This window comes from Paraburkholderia strydomiana (genome assembly GCF_046030495.1).
Taxonomy (GTDB): Bacteria; Pseudomonadota; Gammaproteobacteria; order Burkholderiales; family Burkholderiaceae; genus Paraburkholderia; species Paraburkholderia strydomiana_A.
Map to the genome: position 1 here is coordinate 221,441 of NZ_JAQQCJ010000009.1, position 25,130 is coordinate 246,570.

The following is a 25,130-nucleotide window of genomic DNA, read 5'->3' on the forward strand; positions in this document are numbered from 1 at the left end:
TCAGAAGGCGATACCCAGCGTCAGATAAGGCCGCACGCGGTTGTCGCGGATCCCGTAAGCGATATCGACGTTGACCGGGCCGACCGGACTGCGCCAGCGCGCCCCGATGCCGACGCCCGGATAGAAGACTTTTTCGCCCCAGGTGTCGGTGGCGGTGCCGATGTCGAAGAACGCGGCCGCGCCCCAGTCGTGCGAGAACCAGTGCTGATACTCGGCTGCCGCCGTCACGAGATATTTGGTGGGCAGCACCGAACCGCCGACGTTGTTGCCGATGCTCTGGAAACCGTAGCCGCGCACCGAGTTCGATCCGCCCGCCCGAAACAGCAGCGACGCCGGTATGCCGCTCGACGGGCCGCTCGTGAACACGCCGCCGAGCTCGGCGCGGATCAGCACGATGTCGTCCTTGCCGATCGGCACGTATTGCTGGCCGCGCGCGTAGCCGCGGATAAAGGTCTGATCGGTCAGCACGCCCTTGATCGCGAAACCCGCCTCGGCGTGAATCAGATTGCCTCTACGCGGGAACAGCGGGTCGTCGGTATCGCGTCGGGTCCACGACCACGCGGGCACCAGCGCGCGTGCGGTGGAAGGCGGGGCCGTGTTCTGGTCGAGCCGGTCCTGGTAGTACAGCAGCGAGTAGTTGTAGTCGAGGAACTGCGACGTGCGGGCGCGCTGAACGCCGCCCCGGATGCTGTAGATGCGCGTGTCGGAAACGTCGGTGGTGGTGTAGGACGCCAGCACGCTGTTGGTCCACCCGCGCAGCCCCGGGGGCATCGCGAGCTGGATTTGCCCGTATTGCTGGGTCTGGTCCGCGCGGCCTTCGACAGTGAACGGCCATGCCTTGCCGAACGTATTCAGATAGGTGTACGAACCCTGGACGAGGGGGCCGTTATCGGTCGAGTAGCCCACGCCGCCGCGGAAACCGTGAAATGGAAATTCCGAGACCTTCACATGGACCGGTGTGTTGACCGGCTTGGTCGGGTCGTTATCCAGGTCGATCGCGACGCTCGCGAAGTACGGCGTGTTCTGCAACTGCCGCTGCAATTCGGCGACACGGCGCGTGTCGTAAATGTCGCCGGGCGAAATCGGATTGACGTTGTGGACGATCCGCTCGGGATAGCGCCGCGTGCCCGATACGTCGAGCTCGCCCATCGTGAAGGTCGGCCCGCTTTCGTAGGTGACCGACAGTGCCGCCTCATGCGTACGCGGATCGATCCGCGCCTCGGAGTGATAGATCTTCGCGGCCAGATAGCGGCGCGAAGACAGGACCCGGAGCGACGCGTTCTTGGCGTCGTCCCAGGCGCTCTGCGAGAACGGTTCGCCCTCGTGCAGCGAAAACGCGAAGCGCGTGGCGTTTTCCTGCCCCGGGTCTTCGGTGAGCACCGCGCCGCGAAACGCCAGCGTAACCGACTTGACGATGGTTTGCGGGCCCGGATCGACGTTCACCGTGACGCGCCGTGTGGCGTCGACGGTACGCACGTCCGTGCTCACGACCGGCGTGAAATAGCCCTGCGTCGCGGCCAGATCGCGCACCTGCTGCGGCGTGGCGGTAATCAGGAAGGCGAACTGGTCGTCGCTGACGTCGGGGCGTTTGGCGAAGCGGGCAATGTCCAGATGCGCTTCGAGCAGCCGGCGCAGCGAGCGCGGCGTGGCCACGACGTCGACCTTGTAGCTCGCCGCCGCGCGCGCGGCGTGTGCGTCGCCGGCCGCCAGCGTCAGCATGACGATGCCGAAGGCCAGCCACGCGCGCAGCCGGCACAGCCCGGATGCCGCACGCCCGCGCTCCGAGCCGGCCCTGCCGCGCCGCAGACGCGGCTTGTCGATCGCACCTCCCGCCAAACGGGACCTCCCAGCCATGATTAATGATTTCTTCCCGCCTGGCCGCGCGGCGGCCATGGCATGCTATTTGACCACATCGGCGGGGGCCGCGAGATCTCAAAAAGGGCCGCTGCCGCCGTTTTTCGACCGCGCGCGGCGCATGCGGTAAAATTCCGGATTAACGGCGCTGCGCCCCGCCAGGTTCCTGCCGGGCAGCCGCCCACTCACCCACCCACGGACGTCGAGCCATGTATCAATCGGACATCACCCAGTTCCTGAACCAGCTCAAGCAACAGAAGCCCAATCTGGAAGCCGAACAACGCCGCGGCCGCGCGCTGCTGTGGGACAAACAGCCGATCGATCTCGAAGAACGCGCCGCGCAGAAAGCCTCGCGCGTGGAACAGACGTCTTACTCGTACTATCAAAACTTCTAAGCGCCCCGCCGCCGCGATGACCCACGCCGACGAGGCACACGGCCCCGCGCCGGCCTCCGCCGACGCCGCGCTTGCCGCGCCCGCCACCGATTCGACGCCCGACACGGTCGACGGCATCGCATTCGCGCGCCTGTACGGCGAGCCGCTCTTCAAGCTACCGACCGACCTGTACATCCCGCCGGACGCGCTCGAGGTGTTCCTCGAAACGTTCGAAGGACCGCTGGATCTGCTGCTGTACCTGATCCGCAAGCAGAACTTCAACGTGCTCGACATTCCGATGGCGGACGTCACGGTGCAATACCTCGGTTACGTCGACCAGTTGCGCCAGACCAATCTCGAACTCGCGTCCGAATATCTGCTGATGGCCGCGATGCTGATCGAGATCAAGTCGCGCATGCTGCTGCCGGTGAAGAAAGCCGACAGCGGCGAGGAAGCCGAAGATCCCCGCGCGGAACTGGTGCGCCGCCTGCTCGAATACGAGCAGATGAAGCTCGCCGCGCAACGCATCGACCAGTTGCCGCAACTCGGGCGCGACTTCCTGCGCGCCGAGGTCTACATCGAGCAGAGCATCACGCCGCGTTTCCCGGACGTGAACAGCGAGGATCTGCGCAGCGCGTGGGCCGATGTGATCAAGCGCGCGAAACTCGTGCAGCATCACAAGATTTCGCGCGAGGAGCTGTCGGTGCGCGAACATATGAGCTCGATCCTGCGGCAACTGCAAAACGCGCGCTTCATCGAGTTCTCCGACCTGTTCGACACCAGCAAGGGCGTGCCGGTCGTGGTGGTGAACTTCATCGCCGTGCTCGAACTGTGCCGCGAGTCGCTCGTCGAAATCACCCAGGCGGAACCGTTCGCGCCGATCTATGTGCGGCTCGCCTATTTGCCGGCCTGAACCCGCCATTGCCGCGCGTGTCGGAGCCGCTTGCGCCAGCCCACCGGCGGCGGCTTCGCGGGCTTGCCTCGTTTCGGTGCGCCAAGCTCACAAATCCACTACAATCCCGCGCTTCAAACCCGTCATCGTCAATGAGACGGCGGCCCGCGCGATTCCCTGAAGTCTTGCGCCAACCGAGTCGCGCGCCGCGCGAGGAAATCCCTGTCCGATCATGAAAGTCATCAGCTCGATCCATGAATTGCGCGACCAGTTGCGCGGCCAGAATCGCACGGCCTTCGTGCCGACCATGGGCAACCTGCACGAGGGTCATCTGTCGCTGATGCGCCTCGCGCGCCAGCACGGCGACCCGGTCGTGGCGAGCATTTTCGTCAACCGGCTGCAGTTCGGCCCGAACGAAGACTTCGACAAATACCCGCGCACGCTCGAAGCCGACATCGACAAGCTGCAGAAGGAAGGCGTCTACGTGCTGTTCGCGCCGACCGAGCGGGATCTGTATCCGGAGCCGCAGGAGTATCGCGTGCATCCGCCGCATGATCTGGGCGACATCCTCGAAGGCGAATTCCGGCCCGGCTTCTTCCAGGGCGTGTGCACCGTGGTGATGAAGCTGATGTCGTGCGTGCAACCGCGCGTCGCGGTGTTCGGCAAGAAGGATTACCAGCAGCTGATGATCGTGCGCCGCATGTGCCATCAGTTCGCGCTGCCGACCGACATCATCGCTGCCGAAACCGTGCGCGACGCCGACGGCCTCGCGCTCAGCTCGCGCAACCGCTACCTGCAGGCCGCCGAGCGCGCCGAGGCGCCGGTGCTGGCCGCCGAGCTCAATCTCGTGCGCGACGCGGTGCACTCGGGCGAGCGCAACTTCGCGAAACTCGAACAGGCGGCAATGGCGGCGCTGGCCGCGCGCGGCTGGCAGCCCGATTACATCGCGGTGCGCAAGCGCTCGGACTTGCTGCCGCCCGGCGCGCAGGACGCGAACGCGGAACTGGTCGTGCTGGCCGCAGCCAAGCTCGGCGCGACCCGTCTGATCGACAACCTCGAAATCTGAAGCCGTCACCGAAAGCAGTCACTGAAGCCATACAGGATTGGTCATGCAACGCAACATGCTGAAGTCGAAGATCCACCGCGTCGCGGTCACGCACTGCGAGCTGCACTACGAAGGTTCGTGCGCGATCGACGAAGATCTGCTCGAAGCAGCGAACATCGTCGAAAACGAACGGATCGACATCTGGAATATCAACAACGGCGAGCGTTTCTCGACCTATGCGATCAAGGGCGAGCGCGGCAGCGGCATGATTTCGCTGAACGGTTCGGCCGCGCGGCGTGCGCAACTGGGCGACCTGGTGATCATCGCCGCCTTCGCGGTGGTCGATGAAGCGGAACTGAAAGCGGGCTGGAAGCCGGACCTGGTGTTCGTCGACGACAACAACAAGATCAAGGGCAGCCGCGATCACGTGCCGACGCAGAACTGGACCTGAGCGAGGCGGTCGTCGTTCGTTTTTTCGGCCGTCGGGTTTTGGGTTTGCTTTGCACGCGCGTTGCTTTTTGACGCGCGTTTTCATTTCACTGACACGCGCAATCGCGCGTTCGTCACGCGCCCGCGATTGCGCAAGCGCCCGGTGAGCGGGCGGCCACCGCCGCCCGGTCGTCTTAAGCCCGCTCCGCCTCAACCCTTCCGCGCTGTTCCATTCGTCCATTCGAGGATCGGCTGCCACTGCTCCAGGTCCTTCTCGACGCGGCTTTTCGCGACATCCCATAGGGTCAGCCCATGGGCCGCCAGTTGCACGTAGTTCTGCGTGTCGCGCAAAAAGCCGAGCACCGGCAGCTTCAAGCCCTCGACAAAGCGATGCAGCTGTTCCGCCGACCGCGTGCGCGCATCGACGCGCATGCCGACCACGCCGACTTCGATCGCGCCTTTCCTGACCGCTTTTTCCTTCGCCAGCCGTTCGAGAAATTCCTGGGTGGCGAGAATGTCGAACATCGACGGCTGCAGCGGCACGATCACCTTGTCGGCCAGATCCAGCGCGATGCTCAGGCGATGGCCGTGCAGGCCCGCCGGCGTGTCGATGACCGCGTGCTCCAGGCCCTTCGGCGGTTTGGCCGGCGCGTCCTGGTTGACTTCCCAGGTTTCGATGGCCGGCAACGTGTCGGGCCGCAACGCCAGCCACGCGTGCGCGGACTGCTGCTTGTCCAGGTCGGCAAGCGCCACCCATTCGCCGGCCGCGGCGAAATAGCCGGCCAGATTGGTCGAAAGCGTGCTCTTACCCACGCCGCCCTTTGGATTCGCCACCACGATCACCGTCATGAATGCTCCCGGAAAGAAGGCTGGTCACCGCCAGCCGGTTTGCCGCGCGATTGCTTATTGCTGTGACTTGCGCCGGCGGGTTCCGATCCGTACCGTTTTCGGGTTCGCCCGCCGATCCAGGCGTTGATAATATCGACAAATGCACTGCGGCGAAGCCCCCAGATGGCGAATCGGGGCTAATCGACCGCTTCGCCCTGCCGTTTCTTTTCAATCAAGGACCCGAATCTCATGAGCAAACTCCGCCCGGAATACACCGTCGAACGCCTGCACGAACGCCAGCAGGGCAAGCTGCCAGGCTTGCTGGGCGTACGCGTGCTATCGCTGGAAGAAAGCGTTTTGACCGCGGAATTGACCGTGCGCCCCGAGTTGCTCGCGCCGAACGGCTTCCTGCACGCGGCCACGGTGATCGGTCTCGCGGATACCGCGTGTGGCTACGCATGCCTCGCGCACCTGCCGGAGACAGCGCGCAATTTCACGACCATCGAACTGAAAAGCAATTTTCTCGGCACGGCGACCGAAGGGACGATCCGCGCGGTCGCCAGGGGCGTGCATCTGGGACGCAGCACGCAGGTATGGGATGCGACCGTCACCGACTCGAACGGCAAGACGATGGCGCTGTTTCGCTGCACGCAGATCGTGTTGTATTGAACGGTCGAGCGCGGCCCGGGGCACTGCGGAATTTAACCCCTCACCTCGAACCGATCCCCTCAGCCAATCGCCGCAAAAAGCTTCGACAGGTCAAGATGGGCGGCCAGCGTATCGGCGAGGCGCTCCAGCGACGCCTCGCGCAGCGCCGGGTAGTCGATCTGCTGCGCGTCGCTCAGACCCGCCCACGCGAGCAATGCGGCGCACGCGGCCGGCGTGTCGAACAGGCCGTGCACGTAGGTGGCGAGAATCTGGCCGTCAGCGGACATCGCGCCATCGGGACGCGTCCCTTGCGCGGTTTCCAGACGCAGCGCGGGCGCGTCCAGCGCCGGGCCATGCGTCTCGCCCATGTGAATTTCGTAGCCGGCCACTTCGGGCGAACCAGGCAGCGCGAGGCCTCCAGTCACGTTCTTCAGCGTTTTTTCCCGCGTGAGGACCGTCGAGTAGTCGAGCCAGCCGAGCCCCGCCCACGTCCCCGGCACGCCCTCCACACCGTGCGGATCGGCCACTTCGCGCCCGAGCATCTGCATGCCGCCGCAAATGCCGATCACGCGCCCGCCATAGCGCAGATGCCGTTGCAGGACCACGTCCCAGCCTTGCGCGCGCAGAAACGCGAGGTCGCCGGGCACGTTTTTCGACCCCGGCAGGATGATCAGATCGGCCGGCGGCAGCGGCGTGCCGCTGCGCACGTAGTGAAAGTCGACCTGCGGGTGTGCGCGCAGCGCGTCGAAATCGGTGTGATTGCTGATATGCGGCAGCACCGGCACGACTACCCGTAGCGTCCGTTCCCCGCCGCTGTGCGCGGCGCGCAACTCGGGCGGCAACATGTCTTCCGCGTCGAGCGTGAGGCCGTGCAGATACGGGACGACGCCGAGCACCGGCTTGCCGGTCTGCGCTTCGAGCCAGTCGAGCCCCGGCTGCAGCAAGCCGATGTCGCCGCGAAACCGGTTGATGATGAAGCCGCGCACCCGCGCCTGCTCGCTCACCGACAGACAGGCGAGCGTGCCGGTCAGATGCGCGAACACGCCGCCGCGATCGATATCGGCGACCAGCACCACCGGGCAATCGACGGCTTCCGCAAAACCCATGTTGGCGATGTCGCGCTCGCGCAGATTAATCTCGGCGGGACTGCCCGCGCCTTCGACGAAGATCGTGTCGTATGCGGCCTGCAGACGCGCATACGACTGCAGCACCGCTTCGAACGCGACGGGCTTGTACTCGTGATACGCGCGCGCGTCGAGATTCATGCGCGCCTTGCCGTGGATGATCACCTGCGCGCCGCGATCGCTCGTCGGCTTGAGCAGCACCGGGTTCAGGTCGGTATGCGCGGCGATCCCCGCGGCCACCGCCTGCAACGCCTGGGCGCGGCCGATCTCGCCGCCGTCGATGGTCACCGCGCTGTTGAGCGCCATGTTCTGCGGCTTGAAAGGCGCGACCCGCACGCCGGCGCGGCGCGCGAGCCGGCAGAGGCCCGCGACCAGCGTGCTCTTGCCGGCGTCGGACGTGGTGCCCTGGATCATCAGCGTGCCACGCGGCACGGGGACGGCGTCATGCGCAAGCGGAAGCGAAGTCGAAGTGGTGGTCACGGGAGGTCGGGGTCGGCGGTGAAAGGGCGATGAAGCAAAAGGTGGTGAAGGTTGTAGCGAAACGGCAAAGGGTGGTGTGAGTGCGGCGTTGAGGCGGTAAGGACGCGGCAAGACACGACAACGAAATCGCAACGGAAAAACAAATCGCGTGGGGCGTTGAAGCACACCGTGTGCTCCGGCTCAGCGCGCCGCGCCGCGTGCCTCTCCCACCCCCACACACCACCACGCCCGCCGCATTATCCCATCGCGCCGGCCCGCACTGCACGCCGGTACAATCACGCGATGACTCCCCGCGACCTCACCTTCGTTCTCGGCGGCGCCCGTTCGGGCAAGAGCGTGCACGCCGAACAGCTTGCCGGCGACAGCGCCCTCCCCGTCACCTACATCGCCACCGCCCGCGTGGCCGACGACGCCGAATTCAGCGCGCGCATCGCGCACCATCGCGCGCGGCGTCCCGCGCATTGGCGGTTGCTCGAAGCAGGCGTCGACCTCGCTGGTGCCGTCGCGCAAAGCGACGCCCCCGGCCATTGCATGCTGATCGACTGCCTGACGCTGTGGCTCGCCAATCTGCTGTGTCCCGCCGAAGGCGACGCGCTGCCGATCGACCTCTATCACGCGCACGTTGCCGCGCTCGAAGCGGCGCTCGTGGCCGCCCACGGCAAGATCATCGTGGTCAGCAACGAAATCGGCCTGGGCGTGGTGCCGCTCGGCGCGGCCACGCGTCTTTACGTCGATGAACTCGGCCGCCTCAACCAGCGCATCGCCGCCTTGAGCACCACGGCCACGATGATGGTCGCCGGCTTGCCGCTCGCGCTGAAAACAGCGAGCCGCGCATGATGCTCTCGCTTCCTCTGCTCGCAACGCTTGCGACCGCGGGCGTGGTCATCGACCGCTGGTTCGGCGAGCCGCGCGTCGCACACCCGTTGGTGGGTTTCGGCAACTGGGCGAAGCGTCTCGAGAAGCGCTATAACACCGGCCGGCGCTTGCGGCTCAAGGGACTCCTCGCGTGGGCGCTGGCGGTGCTGCCGCCGGTGTTGATCGCGTGGTGGCTGGTCGCGGTGCTGCCGTTCTTCGCGGCTTGCGCGGTGCACGTCATGCTGCTGTGGTTCGCGCTCGGCGCGCGCAGCCTGCACGATCATATTGCGCCGATCGCACGGGCCCTTCTGCAACGCGATCTTGAAGAAGCGCGCCAGCTGACCGCGCGCATCGTGTCGCGCGAAACCGCCCATGCCGATGAAGCCGCGCTCTCGCGTGCAGCCGTCGAATCGGCGCTCGAAAACGGCAACGACGCGATCTTCGGCGCGCTGTTCTGGTTTGCGATCGCGGGCGGCCCGGGCGCGCTCGGGTTTCGTCTGGCCAACACGCTCGATGCGATGTGGGGCTATCGCACGCCGCGCTATCTGCGTTTCGGCTGGGCCGCGGCGCGCCTCGACGACGTGCTCAACTGGATCCCCGCGCGTCTCACGGCTGCCAGCTATGCGCTGCTTGGCGACACGCACACCGCGTGGCGTTGCTGGCGCGAGCAGGCACCGCGCTGGGACAGCCCGAATGCGGGACCGGTGATGGCCTCCGGCGCCGGCAGTCTGAACGTGCTGATTGGCGGGCCGGCGGTGTATCACGGCGCGCTCGAACATCGCCCGACGCTCGGCTTCGGCCACCCCGCCAAGGCCAGCCACGTGAGGGCTGCGCTGGCGCTGGTCGAACGGACGATCATTCTCTGGCTGGCGGTCCTGATCGTGCTGGCGTTGCTGAGCGTGCCCTTTCATGGTTGATCACATGACGGACCACCCGAGCCGCACGGCGAACGACGTCGTGGTCCACGGCGGCAATCTGCACGAAGCAGCCGAACGCTACGGCATCCCGTACGCGCGGTGGCTCGACCTCTCGACGGGCATCAATCCGCACGGCTACCCCGTGCCGCCGGTTCCCGCCGATGCATGGCGGCGTCTGCCTGACGAAGGCGACGACTTCGCCGCCTGCGCCGCGCGCTACTACCGGGCGCCCGACGCGGCGCACGTGCTGCCCGTCGCCGGCAGCCAGGCGGCGATTCGCGCGTTGCCCGCGTTGCTGCCGCGCGCGACGGTCGGCATCGCGCCGCTCACGTATAGCGAATACGCGCCCGCGTTTGCACGAGCAGGACATCGCGTCGCGCCGCTCGACGTGTGCTGCGAGCGCTTGCCGAATGCGCTCACTCACGCGATCGTCGTGAATCCGAACAATCCGACGGCCGCGCATCTGAGCGCCGACACACTGCTGCATTGGCATGCGCAATTGCACGCACGCGGCGGCACGTTACTGGTCGACGAAGCCTTCGCCGATACGATGCCCGAGGCGTCGCTCGCGGCCAGCACGCATCTTGAAGGACTGATCGTGCTGCGCTCGCCGGGGAAATTCTTCGGGCTCGCCGGCGTGCGCGCGGGCTTCGTGCTCGCTGCGCCCGCGTTGCTCGACACCTTGCGGCGCACGCTGGGCGCATGGACGGTCAGTGGTCCGGCGCGTCATGCAGTCAAGGCCGCACTCGCCGACGAAGCATGGCAACGGCAAATGCGCGCGCGGCTCGACAGCGAAAGCGCGCGACTGGTCGAGCTATTGCATGCTCACGGTTTTGCGACACACAGCACGCCGCTTTTCGCATGGAGCGACGACGCGCGCGCCGCCGCTTTACACGAAGCGCTGGCGCGGCGTGGCATATGGACCCGCCTCTTCACCGCGTCGGGCAGCGTGCGTTTCGGCCTGCCCGCTAGCGAAGCCGAATGGACACGCTTCGAAGAAAGCCTGCGCGAAGCGATGCAGGCACTCGATACCGCGCGAGCCGGTTGACGTAGCGAAGCAGGCACGACCCTGCAGCGTTCCCTCATGCCCCATGCCCTTCACGCACACCAACCTCTTCGCCCGATGACCCGACTCGCCCGCTTCATCCCGTGCTTCATCGCCGCGTCGCTTTGCGTTACCTCACTGCACGCCCGCGCCGCAATCAGCGTCACCGACGACACCGGCGCAACCGTCACCTTGCCCGGCCCCGCGCAACGCGTGATCAGCCTCGCGCCGCACGTCACGGAACTGTTGTACGCGGCGGGCGGCGGGGCAAAAATGGTCGGCGCCGTGTCGTACAGCGACTACCCGCCGCAAGCGCAGCAGCTGCCGCGCGTCGGCGACAACAAGGCGCTCGACCTCGAGCGCATCGTCGCGTTGAAGCCCGATCTGATCGTCGTCTGGCGGCATGGCAATGCGCAGCGTCAACTCGAACGCCTGCGCGAACTGCACGTGCCGCTGTTCTTCAGCGAGCCGCATCATCTCGACGACGTAGCCGTCTCGCTAACGAAACTCGGGCAATTGCTCGGCACGTCGCCGCTCGCGGATGCCGCGGCGGCCGCGTATCGTCACGACATCGCACGATTGCGCACGCAGTATGCGCGCCGGCCGCCGGTCAGCGTGTTCTATCAGGTGTGGGACAAGCCGCTGATGACCCTCAACGGCGAGCACATGGTCAGCGACGTAATCACGCTGTGCGGCGGCCGCAACGTGTTCGCGGGACTTCAACCGCTGGTGCCGACCGTCTCGACCGAAGCGGTGCTCGCCGCGAATCCGGAAGCGATCGTCACGTCGGCGCCCGGCGCGACGCAGCCGGACACCCGCTTGCCGCAACTCGACACGTGGCGCGCGTGGCCCGCTCTCACGGCGGTGGCGAATCAGAACCTCTTTGCCATCGATGGCGACCTGATCAACCGGCCAGCCCCACGCATCGTGCAGGGCGCGCAGCGGCTGTGTGACGATCTGGAGACGGCGCGCTCGCGCAGGAAACCGGCTGCGCAGTGAAGCGAAGGCATGCCGATACGCGGCGCGAGGGCGATCGCATACCGGCATGCCGGTCGCCGCGTGCCAACCGGCTGCGTCAGACCTCGACGTTGCATGCCAACTGCCGTGCGATCAATCCAGCCTCAAGCGCAAACGCCGCACCTCGCAGTCAACCGCGACTTACCGCGCCAACCGCCCCCTTCACGCATTCCACCGCACCAGCGACCACCGCTGCGCGTCGTCATTCCGGCGCAACCAGACGACTCCCGCCATTTCGAGCGACCATTTCAGACACCGCTCCAGCGGCACGTCCAGCACCAGCGACGCGATCACCCGCATCACGCCGGCATGCGTGACCACATAAGCCGGCGACAGCTCGCGCGTCTGCGCGAACGCATCGACCCACGCGCGCACGCGCTCGACGAATTGCGCCACGCTCTCGCCGCCATGCGCACGCGCGTGTTCAAAATTCGCGGCCCAGTCGTCGAGCAGCGCGCGATCGATCTCGTCCCAGCGCTGCGTCTCCCACTCTCCGAAATTCATTTCCATCAGCTGGTCATCGTGACTGAGCACGCAACCGAAGTCGTTCGCTATCTCGGCGGCGAGCGCCGAGCAGCGCGTGAGCGGACTCGAGATCAACACGCGCGGCGCCGGCACCTGCAACTTCGCGAGCTTCAACGCGAGCGCGCTCGACGAAATCGCGGCGTCGGCGGCGAGCGCAACGTCGCTGTGCCCATAGCACACGCCCGCGTCGAGCGCGACGGCGGGATGGCGAATCAGGACGATATCCATGCAAGCCCCACCAGGTAGATGATCAATTCGAAGATCTGCTGCGCGAAGCCGAGACAGTCGCCGGTATAGCCGCCAATGCGTTTCACGAAATAGCGGCCCAGTGCAAACCGCAGCGCGATCAGCACCGCCAACGTCACGGCCGCGAAGCGCCAGTCCGGCACGCCAGGCCCATTCGGCCACAGCAGCCAGGGTAAGCCGAACAACGCCGCGCACAGCAACGCAGGGCCGCTCAGGCGCTGCGCGACCGGCTTGGCCTTGCCTTCGGCGCGGACATATTCGAGCGTGGCCAGATAGCTGATCGCGCACGCGCGGCTCGCCGCATGCGCGGCAATCATCAGACTTGCGGCGCGCACCGGCGGCAATGCCGCGAGCGTCTGCCACTTCAACGCGAGCGCGATCACCAGCGCGATGGCGCCGAAAGCGCCGATGCGTGAGTCATGCATGATGCGCAACGCATCGCTGCGGTTATATGCGCCACCGAACGCATCGACGCAATCGGCGAGACCATCCTCATGAAAGGCGCCTGTCGCCAGTAACGACGCGGCCATCGACAGCAATACCGCCACGCCCGCCGGAAACACGCGCAGCGCCATCAGATAGACCAGCGCGCTGAACGCGCCGACCAATGCGCCGACCAAAGGGAAGTAGCGCGCGGCCGCATTCAGATAATGCGGCTCGTAGCCGACCCAGCGCGGCACGGGCACGCGCGTGAAATAACCGAGCGCCGTGAAGAAATAGCGCAGTTCCGCGAGCGGGTTCATGGATGGGCCGGGTGTCAGTCAGTTGCCGTCATGCGGATCAGGCTTCGCGATTCGCAATGCCCGCCGAATCGAAGCTCGCCATTTCGTTGATGAACGCCGCGGCGGCGCGCAAGAGCGGCACCGCGAGCGCCGCGCCGGTGCCTTCGCCGAGACGCAGGTCGAGCGACAGCAACGGCAGCGCGCCGAAATGATCGAGCATGCGCCGGTGCCCCGCTTCGTTCGACGCGTGCGCGAACACGCAGTACTCGCGCACGTTCGGTGCGAACGCATCGGCGATCAGCAACGCGGAAGTCGCGATGAAACCGTCGACGAGGATCGTCATCCGCGCTTCGGCGGCCGCGAGATACGCGCCGGTCATCATCGCGATTTCGAAACCGCCGAAGGTCGCGAGCACGTCGAGCGGCGCCGTGGCTCCAGCATGCTGCGCGAGCGCCGATGCGAGCACGTTGCGCTTTTTCGCGAGCCCCGCGTTGTCGAGACCGGTGCCACGGCCGACGCATTCGTCGATCGGCACGTTGCACACACGGCTCATCAGACACGCGGCCGACGACGTGTTCGCAATCCCCATCTCGCCGAAGCCGATCACGTTGGTGCCGAGCACCGCGTGATGATGCACGCGCGCCGCGCCCGCCTGCATCGCGGCGAGTGCCTGCGCATGCGTCATCGCGGGTTCGTGCGCGAAGTTGCGCGTGCCGCTCGCCACCGGAATATCGACGAGGCCGTCGGTCGACGGCAACGGCGTCGCGATGCCGGCATTGACCACTTCGAGTTCGATGCCGGCAACGCGGCTCAATGCATTGATCGCCGCGCCGCCCGCAAGAAAGTTGGCGACCATCTGCGCAGTCACCGCTTGCGGATACGGGCTCACGCCTTCCGCGGCAATGCCGTGGTCGCCGGCGAACACGATCATCGCCGGGCGCTGCACCGTCGGCTGCGTGCTGCGCTGAATCAGGCCCATCTGCCGCGCGAGCGTTTCGAGCCGCCCCAGGCTGCCGGGCGGCTTGGTCTTGGTATCGATGATGTGTTGCAGCTCGGCGCGTAGCGTTTGATCGAGCGGTGCGACTTCGGGCAAACCGGTCGGGCGTGGCAAGGAGGTCATAAGCGTGGTCTGAAATGAGAGTGTTTGGTTCGAGCGATTATCCTGCCGATGTGTCATAACCGGCAGGCGATTCGTGACGCGCACGCGGCGCGGGAATCAGCGCCTCGTGTTCGCCGTCGCGAATCAGAATCAACGGATAGCCGAATGCGCGGCTCGTCAGCGTGGGCGTGAGCACATCATGCACCGGTCCGGCATGCACGCCGCCCGCACCGTCGAGCAACAGCGCGTGCGTCGCGAAGCGGCGTGCGAGATTCAGGTCGTGGCACGAGAACATCACGGTGCGGCGCGGCTCGCGCGTCCATGCGGCGAGCGCTTCGAGACAGTCGATCTGATGATGCAGATCGAGATGCGACAACGGTTCGTCGAGCAGCAACAACGGCGCGTCCTGACACAGCACCGCCGCGAGCGCGACGCGCTGACGTTCGCCGCCCGATAACGACAGCACGTCACGCGCGGCGAAGTCGGCGAGACCCAGCAGGTCCAGCGCGGCATGGGCGGCCACGCGATCCGCTTCGCGCTCCCAACCCCAGCCGCTCAGATGCGGAAAGCGATTCAACGTCACGATGTCGAGCACGCTCGCGCTGAACGCGTCGGGTGCGCTTTGCGGCATCAATGCGCGCCGCTGGGCGAGCGGCAACGGCGCCCAGTCGGACATGCGCACGCCATCCAGTTCGACATGGCCCGCCGCTGGGCGCAACAGACCCGCGAGCGTGGACAGCAGCGTGGTCTTGCCCGCGCCGTTCGGGCCCGCGACGCACCAGATCTCGCCCGCATGGAAGGTATGCGTGAACCCATCGAGCAAGGTGCGCGCGCCGGCACGCAAGGTCAGGCGTTGTACGCTGAGCACGGCGGGTTCGAGATTGGTATGAGCTTGCGTCATCGGCGTTTGCGCAACAGCATCCAGAGGAACACCGGTACGCCGACAATCGACGTGATCACGCCGACCGGCAATTGCGCCGGCGCAATCACGGTGCGCGCGATCAGGTCCGCGCCCATCACCGCGACGCCGCCGCCGAGCGCGGCGGCAGGCAACAGCATGCGCTGATCGTTGCCGAACGCGAGGCGCAACATATGCGGCACCACCAGACCGACGAAGCCGATGGTGCCCGCCGTCGTCACCGCGGCGGCCGCCGCGAGCGACGCCACCAGGTAGACGCGCAAACGCAGCGGCATCACCGCGACGCCTAAGGCTTGCGCAGCGGCGTCGCCACGCAGCAGCACGTTCAGGCGCGGGGCCACCGGCACGATGGCCAGCAACGCGACGGCGAGCGCAACGAGCGCGGTCCACGGCAACGCGCCGCCATTGAGGTCACCGGTCAGCCAGAACAACATGCCGCGCAAACGGCTGTCGGGCGCGAGATTGAGCAGCAGCGTGATAAGCGCGCCCCACCCCGCCGCGATCACCGCGCCGGTCAGCAGCAAACGCGGTGACGTGTCCTGCGGCTCGCCGCGCCACAACTCGCGGCGCGCGAGACCGAGCACCAGCAGGATCGATACGAAGGCGCCGGCGAATGCGCTGGCATCGACGATCCACCATGCGCTGCCGGCGATCATCGCCACCAGCGCGAAGCTCGCCGCGCCACCCGACACGCCCAATATGTACGGTTCGGCAAGCGGGTTGCGCAACAGCACCTGCAGCAGCGCACCGGCCAACGCCAGCAACGCGCCGCATGCGAAGCCGGCCAGCGCGCGCGGCAAACGCAGCGTGCGCACGATCTCGCTGGCAAGATCCGCCGACTCGCCCGGCCACCCAGACAACCCATGCGACGGCAGCAGCGCCGCCAGCACGCGCGACGGGGCGAGCGACACACTGCCGAGCGCGAGCGATGCCATCAGCACCGCCAGCGCGAGCATCGCAAGAACGAGCCAGATGGCGGCCGCCCGTTTCGCGTTCATCACGCGCACGGCGGCCGGCATCGAACCAGGATGCCGGCTCATTCGCGCACGCTCAACGCGGCAAAGCCGTCACTGCTGCTGCCAACCGATCGTGACATACGCGCCGCGTCCCGGCGAGTTATACGAGTAGGCCGTTTCATAGTCCTTGTCGAACAGGTTCTGGATTTGCGCGGTCACGTACCACGCTTTCGTGATGTTGTAGCGCGCCGACAGATTCACGACGCCGTAGCCCCCGAGCTTGCCGCTGCTGTCCTCGCGCGGGCCGCTCACGATCCACTCGCCGCCGACGCGCCATCCCGCGATGCTGCGATTCACGGTGAGCGAGCCGAATCGCCGCGCGCGCCGCACGAGGTCGACATCGTTGTCGAGGTCGACGGGATTTTGCAGCGTCAGCGACGCGCGCACGTCCGTCTCGCCGACATGTCCGCTCCACGATCCTTCGAGCCCCTGCACTTTCGCACGGCCGACGTTCTCGGCCAGATAGATGCCGGGCGTCACCTGCGCGTAGTCGATCAGATTCGAATAGCGCGTCTGGAATACGCTCAGACGCATCACGCCGAGCGCGTTCGACGCGTACTGCAACGCCGCTTCGAGCGAATGACTGTGCTCCGGCTGGATCGACGGATTGCCGCTGATCGGATAGTAGAGATCGTCGAAACTCGGCGCGCGAAACGAATCCGAATAGCTTGCGGTTGCCTTCCAGTGTTCGGTGATGTCGAAACCGTAGCCGAGATAGTAACTGTTCGCCCCGCCGAAATCGGAATACTGGTCGTGCCGTACGTTGGCCTGAAACTGGTTGCGCCCGAAACGTCCCGTGTAGCCGATGAAGCCCGAATCCACATGACGATCCGGCGCCGCGAACGTATCGGAGTCGAGGCTCTGATCGAGATGCTCGTAGCCCACCTGCAGTTTCTGCCGCGCGGCGAACGCGAAATCGTTCTGCCAGGTGTACTGCCGATTGTCGGTATCGAAGCGGCCGTTGTAGATGCCGTTGGTCTTCGACACGCTGCGGTCGTCGCCTTCGGAGACGATGAAGTGCGTGGTCCACCAGTCGGTCAGCTTGCCGTTCGCGAACACGGACGCCTGGCGCACCTTGCTGTACAGGTTGTTCAGATCGGTCGGCACGCCGTACGCGTTGTCGTAGCTGTTATTGCCGTTCGACTGGAAATAGTTGACGCCCGCGTCCCAGCGGTCGTTGAACTTGTGACGCAACGACCCCGTGACGCTCTCGTTCAGATAGCCGTTCGCATTCGGATTGGCGCCGGGCGCCTGTTGCGGATTGAGCGATGAAAAGCCGTCGTCCTTCGAACGCGCGAGCGAGAGGCTGAAGGTCGTGCGGCCGTCTTTGTCGAGTGCGCCGTTCACGCCTGCCTGCTGCGTTTGCGTGTGATAGCTGCCGTAGCCCACCGAAAAGTTGAAACGCGGCGGATGATCGCCGCCCTCTTTCGTGAACACCTGCACCACGCCGCCGATCGCGCCCGAACCGTATAACGCGGAGACGTTGCCGTTCACCACTTCGACATGATCGATCTGGTCGAGCGGAATCTGCGCGAGTTGCGGCGCACCGAGACTCACCGAGTCGACGCGCACGCCGTCGATCAGCAATAGCGATTGCGTCGACGATGCGCCGCGCAAATAGACGCTCGTCGTCGAACCTGGCCCGCCTGTGCGCGAGATTTGCGCACCGGGCGCGAGTTGCAGGAGGCCGGGCAAGTCGGTCGCGGTGGTATCGGCGAGATCCTGCTGATCGAACAGCGAGGTCTGCGGGATCGCGTCCGCGAGCGCTTGCGGCCCGCGCTCCGCGGTCACGACGACTGGTGACAACACGGCGGGCGTGGCATTCTGCGCGGCGGCGTTCGCCTGTGCGTTGGTTTTTGCACTGGCATCGGAGGCGGACGATGGCTGAGCCGACAAAGGCGCCGCGGAGGTGGCCGAAGCGCCGGCCGAAGCAGCAGACGAACCGGCGGACGAACCCGGCGACGAGTCCGCGGTTTGCGCGTGCACGACGAGCGGCAAGCCCGCAAAAGCAAGCAGCGTCGCGCGGGCGATGGGGGACAGCATGGGATGACGATTCCTGTGGATAGCTCGCGCGGCCCGCTTCCCCGCAGGCCGATGCATAACGAAGCGCCCGCGCTTTCTTGCATTTCGCGGGGGACGTGCCTCTCCCTCTGGCCGGTATCCGGGCTAACGACACATCGATCCCGCCTTCCCACGCGTAACGCGCAGTGGCACACTCGCATGTTGAACTTTCAGACACGCGATCAGGACCGACCTGCATGACGAATGCGGTCGCTTACCGTTGCGGGGGCAGCGCAGGTTCGCGCGTTCAGTTCGATGAGTGGCGCGCCCTGCTTCCCGTTTAACCGCGCGCACTGTGAACAGCGGCGCGGGCACCAGAGTGCCGGCAGTTTAGGAGCGCCCTCGACGTGCGTCAAGAAAGGTCAAACCGGGCGCAATCCGTTCTGTTAAGTGCAGGTTATTGTCCGATGGGCGAGTACTTTTTCATCATATGGTCGGGAAAAGCCTGCACATAGCGATGTTGTTACGTCTCGAAACGAGACAATTGTCGGAACCTGCAATATTCCGCGCTAAAATGCGATGTCTTTAGAGGACGCAGCACATGCTCACCGAACTCGAATCACTCTCACAGAATATCGGCAAGCTGATTGCGATCAGCCAGCGCCACAATGAAGCGCGGCTCGCGCTCGAAGATCAACTCGCCCAATCGCGTGCCGAACTGGATGCCACGCGCACGGAACTTGCGCTGCTGCGCGAGGAGCGCGATGCACTGCAAGCGGAGCGCGACACGCTGTCCGCCAAGATCGACGACGCTCAGGTGCGCCTGAATGCGATTCTCGAGAAACTGCCGCGGGCTCGCGCGAGCAGCGAGCCTGACAACCAGCTCGATCTGCTCGAGCCGGTTCAGGACGCCGCCGACGCGCAGAGCGAGGTTACCCGCCACGGAGAAAACGCATGACCGCCAAGCAGATCGAAGTATCGATTCTCGACGTGCCCTATCGCCTTGCATGCTCGCCGGAAACGGAAGGCGCGCTGCTCGAAGCGGTGGCACGCGTCGACGCCGAAATGTCGAAGATCCGCAATAACAGCAACGTGCGCGGCACGGATCGCATTGCTGTCATGGCTGCGCTGTCGCTGGCATCGGAACTGCTTAGGCTGCAATCGAGCGTACGACACGGAGAAGCATTTCCCGCTGAGGAAATCCGGCGTACAATGCAGCAAATGAACGAACAACTGGGTACTGTGATTCAGCAGTACAGCATGCAGTAAGTATCGGCCGGTCCTGAGATCTGCCGCGAATTCAAACAAAGCGAAGTCTCCGCAAACGTTTGAGTTCTATCGTTTAAGTTTCATCGGTTTAGCTTCCCTGCCTGGTTCGCCAAGGTCATATATTCCTTGAACCAATGCCATGTGCACGGTTGCGGAAATTTGTAGCACGGGCGTGCGCGTCACTCTGTCTGATGTACCCGAAGTGTTGCTAACTGCGACCAATTCTGAACCCCCGGTTCAGGATGCCGGCCTAGCGGCTAAGGCGGGGACCTTATCTAGAACGGCATCGGACTTCGGTTCGATGCCGTTTTTCTTTGTGCGTCCGCTGGCGTGTCTGTGGGTGCGCCTCGCCTCACAGGTTTCGATTTTTTCACGTCGTCCAAACTTTAACGTTCAATTCGATTCATGCGCTACTGGCTAATGAAGTCCGAACCGGACGAGGCGAGCATCGACCATCTCGCCCACGCACCACACCGCACGCTGCCGTGGACCGGCGTGCGCAACTATCAGGCGCGCAACTTCATGCGCGACATGATGCAGGTCGGCGACGGCGTGCTGTTCTATCACTCGAGCTGCCCTGAACCCGGCATTGCGGGGCTCGCGCAAGTGTCGTCCACCGCGTATCCTGACCCGACCCAGTTCGATAAAGAGAGTCCGTACTACGACGCGAAGTCGTCGCAGGAAACGCCTCGCTGGCTGCTGGTCGACGTGGTGTTCAAGAAGAAAATCCCGCTGATTCCGCTGGCCGCGCTGCGCGAGCATCCGGAACTGCAGGACATGCGCGTGCTCGCCAAAGGCAATCGCCTGTCGATCACGCCCGTGACCGAAGCCGAATGGCGCTTCATCACCACACGGCTCGCCTGAAGGCTCGCTCACTTCGACGCGCCGTCGCCCCTGACAGGCAACGTCAATTAGGGAACCAAGCTCCGGTTACGAGCGCCTAACAGGCGCACAAACGCGCCCGCAAACGTCATGCCACCACTGCGTGGCGTTCGCGCCAATCGTGCACAACCCTGTTCAAGCAAGGAGTCCAGCAATGTCGAAAAAAACCGCACGGGCACTCGCACTCGCTCTCGTCTGCACCGCGCCTGTCGCGCTCGCGCTCACCCCGGCCATGGCCCGCGCGCAAGGCGTCATGCAGGCCCAGCCATCGGGCGTGCTGTCGCTGAACGCTCAGGCCAGCGCGGAAATTCCGCAGGACGTCGTCGATATCACGCTGTTTTACGAGCAGGAAGCGAGCGACCCCTCCGCGCTCACGGCCACGCTGAATCAGCGCGCCGACGCGGCGTTGCAGAAGGCGCGAGGCGTGAGCGGCGTGACGGCCCGCACGGGTTCGTTCGCCATCTTCCCCTCCACCGATCGTGACGGGCGTATTTCCGCGTGGCGCGGCCGCACGGAGGTCGTGCTCGAATCGCATGACTTCGCCGCGGCGTCGAAGCTCGCGGGACAAATGGCCTCGGTCATGCAGGTCGGCAACGTGCAGTTCTCGCTGTCGCCGGAAGCGCAACGCGCCGCCGAGCAGAAGCTCACCGGCGAAGCGATCCGGTCGTTCCGCGATCAGGCCGCGTCGTCGGCGCAGGCATTTGGCTTCAGCGGCTATTCGATTCGCGAGGTCAACGTGAATCACAGCGGCGTGATGCCCCGTCCGATGATGATGATGAGCGCGCGCGCCATGAGCGCCGACGCGAAGACGATGGCGCCGATGCCGCTCGAAGGCGGCACGTCGACGGTGACGGTCAACGTATCGGGCTCGGTGCAGATGAAGTAACGCTAGCGCGCGGCCGCGTTTGCGCGCTCAGCATGTCTCGTGCTGCAAAAGAAAACGCCACGGCATGCCGTGGCGTTTTTCATCGTGCGCTCGCTACGACGAACCGTAGCGCTCAGCTCGCGCTGACCGCCTGCGCCGGTTCACGGCGTGCACGGCGATACGACCACACCAGCATGCCGATGCCCGCGAGGATCATCGGCAGCGACAGCCATTGGCCCATCGACAGGCCCATCGCCAGCAGTCCGAGGAAGTCGTCCGGCTCGCGGGCGAATTCGACCGTGAAGCGCGCGAGACCGTAGCCGATCAGGAACACCGCGGAAATCGCGCCCAGCGGCTTCGGTTTGCGCGAGAAGAAGAACAGCACGAAGAACAATGCGACGCCTTCGAGCGCGATCTCATACAGCTCCGACGGATGTCGCGGCAGCATGTGATATTGCGCGAACACCTCGTTCAGATGCCATTGCGCGGCCAGTTGCGGATGCGCGGCGAGCCACGCGGCGTCGTCGGGCGCGGCGCCCGGAAACAGCATCGCCCACGGCGCGGACGGGTCGGTCACGCGGCCCCACAACTCGCCGTTGATGAAATTGCCGAGGCGCCCTGCCGCGAGCCCGGTGGGCACCATCGGCGCGACGAAGTCGGTGACCTGCAGCCACGAGCGTTTGCGCTGATACGCGAACAGCACCATCGCCAGCGTCACGCCGAGGAAGCCGCCGTGGAACGACATGCCGCCCTCCCACACCTTGAAGATGTCGAGCGGATGCGCGAAATAAAAGCTCGCCTTGTAGAACAGCACATAGCCGAGCCGGCCGCCGAGGATCGTACCCAGCACGCCGTAGAACAGCATGTCGTCGATATCCTTGACGGTCCAGCCTTGCGCCGCGACAAACGGCAAACGCAGCCGCAGCCGGCCGACGACGATCGCCGCGATGAACGCGACGAGGTACATCAGTCCATACCAGCGCACGGCGAGCGGCCCCAGATGAATGGCAATGGGGTCGAAATTCGGATGAATGAGCATCGTGTTGTTATGGGCAGTTCAGGTTCAGAAGCGGGGTTGGTGTAATCGGTTCGCGCGCGGCGGGTTAGTCGTTCGTCAGCGGTTCGCGCGTTATCCGGCGCATGCGTTGGACGGTGCGAGCCGCGATGCGTTCGCGGCAGCGCCGCTAATCGCCTGCCGCGAGACCCGGCGCGCCGACGGAGGCGGCATGCGTACGCACGATGTCGACGAAACCGGCCAGCACCGGACTCACCTCGTCGGTGCGCCACGCGAGCCCCGTCTCGATCGCGGGCACCGACTCGGACAGCGGCCGGTACACGACACCCGTGCGGCGCAGATTACGTAACGATTGCGGCACCAGTGCGACACCCATGCCGGCCGACACGAGGCTGACGATGGTCTGCATCTGGATCGCCTCCTGGCCGATCCGGGGTACGAGGCCCGCGACGCCGTAGCAATCCATAATGATGTCATAAAAGCCTGGCGCCAGACGTCTGGGGAAGATCACGAGCGGCGCGTCGGCGACATCGCGCAGGCTGATCGGCGTGTCGAGCCATTCGGCGCGCGGGTCCGAGCCGGCGCCGGAGCCGGCGGCGCGGCTCACCTGCTCCGCCATGTCCGCCGACATCGCGATCACCAGCGGCTCGCGCACGATCGGCAGCCACGCGAGTTGCGCGGCGTGGCGCGACGGCAGCGGCGCGATCACGAGGCCGGCGTCGATGCGCCCGGCCGTCAACTCGTCGAGTTGCACGTCGCTGGTGGCTTCCGTCAATTCGAGCCGCACCCTCGGATAGCGCGCGCCGAAATCCCGCAGCAGCGGGGGCAGCAAGCCGTAGTCCGCGGTGGACACGAACGCCAGCGACAACACCCCCGCTTCGCCGCGCGCGAGGCTCTGCGCGAGCGGCCTCAAGCCCTCGGCGCTCGCCAGCAGGCGCCGCACCTCGGGCAACAGATCCGCGCCGACCGAGGTCAATTCGACCGAACGTTTGGTGCGCGCGAACAACTCGACGCCGAGCGTCTCTTCGAGCGCGCGGATCGCTTGCGACAGCGGCGGCTGCGTCATCGTCAGACGCGCAGCCGCGCGCCCGAAGTGCATCTCTTCGGCGACGGTGACGAAATAGCGCAACTGGCGCAGGTCGGGAACGGCAGGCAGCATGATTAATACATTTTACGACCTAATTGTGCCTGAATAATATATTGGACACGCAGTTTGCAAAACTGCATCCTTGCTCGACGCTGCGGAACTACACTGAACTGGAGCACCGCCCAGCAAGCCGGCCAATGCGGCAATACCGGCAAATCGCAGGGCAGACAGCACGCAGCGCGGCTCAAAACAAAACAGATTGGAGATTCCCCATGGCATACAACCGTCGTTCGAAGAACATCACGCAAGGCGTGGCGCGTTCGCCGAACCGCTCGATGTACTACGCGCTCGGCTACCAGAAAGACGATTTCGACAAGCCGATGATCGGCATCGCCAACGGCCACTCGACCATCACGCCATGCAACGCCGGCCTGCAGCGTCTGGCCGACGCGGCGGTGGTCGCGGTCAAGCGCGCCGACGCGAACCCGCAGATCTTCGGCACGCCGACCATCTCGGACGGCATGTCGATGGGCACCGAAGGCATGAAGTACTCGCTGGTGTCGCGCGAAGTGATCGCCGATTGCATCGAGACCTGCGTGCAAGGCCAATGGATGGACGGTGTGGTCGTGATCGGCGGGTGCGACAAGAACATGCCGGGCGGCATGATCGGCCTCGCCCGCATGAACGTGCCGGGCATCTACGTGTACGGCGGCACGATCCGTCCGGGCAACTGGAAGGGCACTGACCTGACCATCGTGTCGTCGTTCGAAGCGGTCGGCGAATTCACGGCGGGCCGGATGTCGGAAGAGGACTTCGAAGGGATCGAAAAGAACGCGTGTCCGTCCACCGGCTCGTGCGGCGGCATGTACACCGCCAACACGATGAGCTCGTCGTTCGAGGCGCTCGGCATGTCGCTGCTGTATTCGTCGACGATGGCCAATCCGGATCAGGAAAAGGTCGACTCGGCCGCCGAATCGGCGCGTGTGCTGGTTGAAGCGGTCAAGCAGGACCTGAAGCCGCGCGACATCATCACGAAGAAGTCGATTGAAAACGCCGTCGCGCTGATCATGGCGACCGGCGGCTCGACCAATGCCGTGCTGCACTATCTGGCGATCGCGCACGCGGCCGAAGTGGAATGGTCGATCGAGGATTTCGAGCGCATGCGCAAGAAAGTGCCGGTGATCTGCAACCTGAAGCCGTCGGGCCAATACGTTGCGACCGATCTGCACAAGGCCGGCGGCATCCCGCAAGTCATGAAGATCCTGCTCGACGCGGGTCTGCTGCACGGCGACTGCATCACCATCACCGGCAAGACGCTGGCCGAAGAGCTCAAGGACGTGCCGGCCAGGCCCCGCGCCGATCAGCAGGTGATTTTCCCGCTGGAAAAAGCGCTGTACAGGGAAGGCCATCTGGCGATCCTGAAAGGCAATCTCGCCGTCGACGGCGCGGTCGCCAAGATCACCGGCCTGAAGAACCCGGTCATCACCGGACCGGCGCGTGTCTTCGAAGACGAGCAAAGCGCGCTGGAAGCGATTCTGGCCGACAGGATCGTCGCCGGCGACGTGGTGGTGCTGCGCTACCTCGGCCCGAAGGGCGGCCCCGGCATGCCGGAAATGCTCGCGCCGACCTCGGCGATCATCGGCAAAGGTCTCGGCGAAACCGTCGGCCTGATCACCGACGGCCGCTTCTCGGGCGGCACGTGGGGCATGGTGGTCGGCCACGTTGCGCCGGAAGCGTTCGTGGGCGGCACGATCGCGCTCGTGCAGGAAGGCGACTCGATCACGATCGACGCGCACAAGCTGCTGCTGCAACTGAACGTCGACGATGCCGAGTTGCAGCGCCGCCGTGCCGCATGGCAGCAACCGCAGCCGCGTTACACGCGGGGCGTGCTGGCGAAGTATTTCGCGCTGGCGCTGCCGGCGAACCGGGGCGCGGTGACAGGCTGAGCACACGCACGTAAGCTGCCGGCGCGACCG

The 25,130-nt window shown here is 65.4% G+C and carries 25 protein-coding genes, 1 other RNA gene and 1 riboswitch; of the genes, 15 read left to right on the forward strand and 11 right to left on the reverse strand.

From position 1 onward, the window contains the following. Complete coding sequence (locus PQQ53_RS14680; RefSeq protein ID WP_408141734.1) at positions 1-1,836, reverse strand: autotransporter assembly complex protein TamA; 1,836 nt, start codon at positions 1,834-1,836, stop codon at positions 1-3. A gap of 227 nt (positions 1,837-2,063) precedes the next feature. Here PQQ53_RS14680 and PQQ53_RS14685 point away from each other — a divergent pair, with 227 nt between their 5' ends. From PQQ53_RS14685 to panD, 4 genes are all read left to right on the forward strand, one after another. Beyond that, complete coding sequence (locus PQQ53_RS14685; protein WP_168664913.1) at positions 2,064-2,249, forward strand: DUF3460 family protein; 186 nt, start codon at positions 2,064-2,066, stop codon at positions 2,247-2,249. A gap of 16 nt (positions 2,250-2,265) precedes the next feature. Beyond that, positions 2,266-3,141: a segregation and condensation protein A gene (locus PQQ53_RS14690; RefSeq protein ID WP_408141566.1), complete on the forward strand. Its 876-nt coding sequence runs from the start codon at positions 2,266-2,268 to the stop codon at positions 3,139-3,141. 211 nt (positions 3,142-3,352) lie between these two features. Continuing rightward, complete coding sequence (gene panC / locus PQQ53_RS14695) at positions 3,353-4,186, forward strand: pantoate--beta-alanine ligase (protein ID WP_408324593.1); 834 nt, start codon at positions 3,353-3,355, stop codon at positions 4,184-4,186. A gap of 43 nt (positions 4,187-4,229) precedes the next feature. Continuing rightward, positions 4,230-4,616, forward strand: a complete 387-nt coding sequence (gene panD, locus PQQ53_RS14700) for an aspartate 1-decarboxylase (RefSeq protein ID WP_012432059.1) — start codon at positions 4,230-4,232, stop codon at positions 4,614-4,616. 188 nt (positions 4,617-4,804) lie between these two features. Here panD and PQQ53_RS14705 read toward each other — a convergent pair whose 3' ends face one another. After that, positions 4,805-5,443: a nucleotide-binding protein gene (locus PQQ53_RS14705; RefSeq protein WP_408141564.1), complete on the reverse strand. Its 639-nt coding sequence runs from the start codon at positions 5,441-5,443 to the stop codon at positions 4,805-4,807. A gap of 228 nt (positions 5,444-5,671) precedes the next feature. Here PQQ53_RS14705 and PQQ53_RS14710 point away from each other — a divergent pair, with 228 nt between their 5' ends. Continuing rightward, entirely contained in the window at positions 5,672-6,091 is a 420-nt protein-coding gene (locus tag PQQ53_RS14710; RefSeq protein WP_408141563.1) for a PaaI family thioesterase, read from the forward strand. A gap of 59 nt (positions 6,092-6,150) precedes the next feature. On the opposite strand, the gene PQQ53_RS14715 is transcribed toward PQQ53_RS14710, so the two are convergent. Next, the gene (locus PQQ53_RS14715; protein ID WP_408324629.1) at positions 6,151-7,608 is read right to left on the reverse strand and encodes a cobyric acid synthase; all 1,458 of its coding nucleotides are present in this window, start codon (positions 7,606-7,608) and stop codon (positions 6,151-6,153) included. Between the two features lie 348 nt (positions 7,609-7,956). Between PQQ53_RS14715 and cobU the strand changes: the two genes are divergently transcribed. From cobU to PQQ53_RS14735, 4 genes are all read left to right on the forward strand, one after another. Next, positions 7,957-8,511 carry a bifunctional adenosylcobinamide kinase/adenosylcobinamide-phosphate guanylyltransferase gene (cobU, locus tag PQQ53_RS14720; protein ID WP_408324595.1) on the forward strand — a complete coding sequence of 185 codons (555 nt, stop codon included), beginning with the start codon at positions 7,957-7,959 and terminating at the stop codon, positions 8,509-8,511. Continuing rightward, entirely contained in the window at positions 8,511-9,446 is a 936-nt protein-coding gene (cbiB, locus tag PQQ53_RS14725) for an adenosylcobinamide-phosphate synthase CbiB (RefSeq protein ID WP_408141732.1), read from the forward strand. Before cobU ends, cbiB begins: the two co-directional genes overlap by 1 nt. Before the next feature lie 4 nt (positions 9,447-9,450). Next, positions 9,451-10,494, forward strand: a complete 1,044-nt coding sequence (cobD, locus tag PQQ53_RS14730; RefSeq protein WP_408324597.1) for a threonine-phosphate decarboxylase CobD — start codon at positions 9,451-9,453, stop codon at positions 10,492-10,494. Between the two features lie 75 nt (positions 10,495-10,569). Then, positions 10,570-11,490 (forward strand): cobalamin-binding protein, encoded by a 921-nt coding sequence (locus PQQ53_RS14735; protein WP_408324599.1) that lies wholly within the window; start codon positions 10,570-10,572, stop codon positions 11,488-11,490. Between the two features lie 180 nt (positions 11,491-11,670). Here PQQ53_RS14735 and cobC read toward each other — a convergent pair whose 3' ends face one another. From cobC to PQQ53_RS14765, 6 genes are read right to left on the reverse strand one after another with little or no spacing between them, the layout of a single operon-like run. Then, the gene (cobC, locus tag PQQ53_RS14740) at positions 11,671-12,261 is read right to left on the reverse strand and encodes an alpha-ribazole phosphatase (RefSeq protein WP_408141559.1); all 591 of its coding nucleotides are present in this window, start codon (positions 12,259-12,261) and stop codon (positions 11,671-11,673) included. Beyond that, entirely contained in the window at positions 12,246-13,022 is a 777-nt protein-coding gene (locus PQQ53_RS14745; protein WP_408141558.1) for an adenosylcobinamide-GDP ribazoletransferase, read from the reverse strand. The genes cobC and PQQ53_RS14745 overlap by 16 nt, the downstream gene beginning before the upstream one ends. A gap of 37 nt (positions 13,023-13,059) precedes the next feature. Continuing rightward, a complete protein-coding gene (gene cobT / locus PQQ53_RS14750; protein ID WP_408324600.1) occupies positions 13,060-14,121 on the reverse strand; it encodes a nicotinate-nucleotide--dimethylbenzimidazole phosphoribosyltransferase in 1,062 nt (353 codons plus the stop codon). Positions 14,122-14,158: 37 nt separating this feature from the next. Further along, positions 14,159-15,001, reverse strand: a complete 843-nt coding sequence (locus PQQ53_RS14755) for an ABC transporter ATP-binding protein (RefSeq protein ID WP_408141556.1) — start codon at positions 14,999-15,001, stop codon at positions 14,159-14,161. Beyond that, the gene (locus PQQ53_RS14760) at positions 14,998-16,059 is read right to left on the reverse strand and encodes a FecCD family ABC transporter permease (RefSeq protein ID WP_408141555.1); all 1,062 of its coding nucleotides are present in this window, start codon (positions 16,057-16,059) and stop codon (positions 14,998-15,000) included. The genes PQQ53_RS14755 and PQQ53_RS14760 overlap by 4 nt, the downstream gene beginning before the upstream one ends. A gap of 27 nt (positions 16,060-16,086) precedes the next feature. Continuing rightward, entirely contained in the window at positions 16,087-18,078 is a 1,992-nt protein-coding gene (locus PQQ53_RS14765) for a TonB-dependent receptor domain-containing protein (protein WP_408324602.1), read from the reverse strand. A gap of 92 nt (positions 18,079-18,170) precedes the next feature. Continuing rightward, positions 18,171-18,430, reverse strand: a riboswitch (cobalamin riboswitch). Between the two features lie 207 nt (positions 18,431-18,637). Here PQQ53_RS14765 and PQQ53_RS14770 point away from each other — a divergent pair. The 5 genes from PQQ53_RS14770 to PQQ53_RS14790 all read left to right on the forward strand — a co-directional run bounded on the left by PQQ53_RS14770 (position 18,638) and on the right by PQQ53_RS14790 (position 21,073). Further along, on the forward strand, positions 18,638-18,994 hold the full coding sequence (locus PQQ53_RS14770; RefSeq protein ID WP_408141553.1) for an ATPase: 357 nt from the start codon (positions 18,638-18,640) through the stop codon (positions 18,992-18,994). Then, positions 18,991-19,305, forward strand: coding sequence for a cell division protein ZapA (locus PQQ53_RS14775; RefSeq protein WP_408141552.1), 315 nt, complete (start codon positions 18,991-18,993; stop codon positions 19,303-19,305). Before PQQ53_RS14770 ends, PQQ53_RS14775 begins: the two co-directional genes overlap by 4 nt. A 91-nt stretch (positions 19,306-19,396) precedes the next feature. After that, a non-coding RNA gene (gene ssrS / locus PQQ53_RS14780) (6S RNA) lies at positions 19,397-19,578 on the forward strand. Between the two features lie 132 nt (positions 19,579-19,710). After that, entirely contained in the window at positions 19,711-20,169 is a 459-nt protein-coding gene (locus tag PQQ53_RS14785; protein ID WP_408152894.1) for an EVE domain-containing protein, read from the forward strand. 172 nt (positions 20,170-20,341) lie between these two features. Then, a complete protein-coding gene (locus PQQ53_RS14790) occupies positions 20,342-21,073 on the forward strand; it encodes an SIMPL domain-containing protein (RefSeq protein ID WP_408141550.1) in 732 nt (243 codons plus the stop codon). Between the two features lie 112 nt (positions 21,074-21,185). Here PQQ53_RS14790 and lgt read toward each other — a convergent pair whose 3' ends face one another. Further along, positions 21,186-22,091 carry a prolipoprotein diacylglyceryl transferase gene (lgt, locus tag PQQ53_RS14795; protein WP_408324604.1) on the reverse strand — a complete coding sequence of 302 codons (906 nt, stop codon included), beginning with the start codon at positions 22,089-22,091 and terminating at the stop codon, positions 21,186-21,188. Between the two features lie 145 nt (positions 22,092-22,236). Further along, a complete protein-coding gene (locus tag PQQ53_RS14800; RefSeq protein WP_408324606.1) occupies positions 22,237-23,226 on the reverse strand; it encodes a LysR family transcriptional regulator in 990 nt (329 codons plus the stop codon). A gap of 200 nt (positions 23,227-23,426) precedes the next feature. Between PQQ53_RS14800 and ilvD the strand changes: the two genes are divergently transcribed. Next, positions 23,427-25,100: a dihydroxy-acid dehydratase gene (gene ilvD / locus PQQ53_RS14805; RefSeq protein WP_408152897.1), complete on the forward strand. Its 1,674-nt coding sequence runs from the start codon at positions 23,427-23,429 to the stop codon at positions 25,098-25,100. Positions 25,101-25,130: the final 30 nt, after the last annotated feature.

What these genes read in the sequence shown, in the direction of transcription:
- panD (WP_012432059.1), top strand. Translation starts at nt 4,230, where the DNA reads ATGCAACGCAACATGCTGAAGTCGAAGATCCACCGCGTCGCGGTCACG.
- cobC (WP_408141559.1), bottom strand. Translation starts at nt 12,261, where the DNA reads ATGGATATCGTCCTGATTCGCCATCCCGCCGTCGCGCTCGACGCGGGC.
- ilvD (WP_408152897.1), top strand. Translation starts at nt 23,427, where the DNA reads ATGGCATACAACCGTCGTTCGAAGAACATCACGCAAGGCGTGGCGCGT.
- PQQ53_RS14775 (WP_408141552.1), top strand. Translation starts at nt 18,991, where the DNA reads ATGACCGCCAAGCAGATCGAAGTATCGATTCTCGACGTGCCCTATCGC.
- cbiB (WP_408141732.1), top strand. Translation starts at nt 8,511, where the DNA reads ATGCTCTCGCTTCCTCTGCTCGCAACGCTTGCGACCGCGGGCGTGGTC.
- PQQ53_RS14735 (WP_408324599.1), top strand. Translation starts at nt 10,570, where the DNA reads ATGACCCGACTCGCCCGCTTCATCCCGTGCTTCATCGCCGCGTCGCTT.
- PQQ53_RS14785 (WP_408152894.1), top strand. Translation starts at nt 19,711, where the DNA reads ATGCGCTACTGGCTAATGAAGTCCGAACCGGACGAGGCGAGCATCGAC.
- cobT (WP_408324600.1), bottom strand. Translation starts at nt 14,121, where the DNA reads ATGACCTCCTTGCCACGCCCGACCGGTTTGCCCGAAGTCGCACCGCTC.
- PQQ53_RS14715 (WP_408324629.1), bottom strand. Translation starts at nt 7,608, where the DNA reads ATGATCCAGGGCACCACGTCCGACGCCGGCAAGAGCACGCTGGTCGCG.
- cobD (WP_408324597.1), top strand. Translation starts at nt 9,451, where the DNA reads ATGACGGACCACCCGAGCCGCACGGCGAACGACGTCGTGGTCCACGGC.
- PQQ53_RS14760 (WP_408141555.1), bottom strand. Translation starts at nt 16,059, where the DNA reads ATGAGCCGGCATCCTGGTTCGATGCCGGCCGCCGTGCGCGTGATGAAC.
- PQQ53_RS14790 (WP_408141550.1), top strand. Translation starts at nt 20,342, where the DNA reads ATGTCGAAAAAAACCGCACGGGCACTCGCACTCGCTCTCGTCTGCACC.
- PQQ53_RS14690 (WP_408141566.1), top strand. Translation starts at nt 2,266, where the DNA reads ATGACCCACGCCGACGAGGCACACGGCCCCGCGCCGGCCTCCGCCGAC.
- cobU (WP_408324595.1), top strand. Translation starts at nt 7,957, where the DNA reads ATGACTCCCCGCGACCTCACCTTCGTTCTCGGCGGCGCCCGTTCGGGC.
- PQQ53_RS14710 (WP_408141563.1), top strand. Translation starts at nt 5,672, where the DNA reads ATGAGCAAACTCCGCCCGGAATACACCGTCGAACGCCTGCACGAACGC.
- PQQ53_RS14770 (WP_408141553.1), top strand. Translation starts at nt 18,638, where the DNA reads ATGCTCACCGAACTCGAATCACTCTCACAGAATATCGGCAAGCTGATT.
- PQQ53_RS14765 (WP_408324602.1), bottom strand. Translation starts at nt 18,078, where the DNA reads ATGCTGTCCCCCATCGCCCGCGCGACGCTGCTTGCTTTTGCGGGCTTG.
- PQQ53_RS14745 (WP_408141558.1), bottom strand. Translation starts at nt 13,022, where the DNA reads ATGAACCCGCTCGCGGAACTGCGCTATTTCTTCACGGCGCTCGGTTAT.
- PQQ53_RS14705 (WP_408141564.1), bottom strand. Translation starts at nt 5,443, where the DNA reads ATGACGGTGATCGTGGTGGCGAATCCAAAGGGCGGCGTGGGTAAGAGC.
- panC (WP_408324593.1), top strand. Translation starts at nt 3,353, where the DNA reads ATGAAAGTCATCAGCTCGATCCATGAATTGCGCGACCAGTTGCGCGGC.
- PQQ53_RS14755 (WP_408141556.1), bottom strand. Translation starts at nt 15,001, where the DNA reads ATGACGCAAGCTCATACCAATCTCGAACCCGCCGTGCTCAGCGTACAA.
- PQQ53_RS14685 (WP_168664913.1), top strand. Translation starts at nt 2,064, where the DNA reads ATGTATCAATCGGACATCACCCAGTTCCTGAACCAGCTCAAGCAACAG.
- PQQ53_RS14800 (WP_408324606.1), bottom strand. Translation starts at nt 23,226, where the DNA reads ATGCTGCCTGCCGTTCCCGACCTGCGCCAGTTGCGCTATTTCGTCACC.
- lgt (WP_408324604.1), bottom strand. Translation starts at nt 22,091, where the DNA reads ATGCTCATTCATCCGAATTTCGACCCCATTGCCATTCATCTGGGGCCG.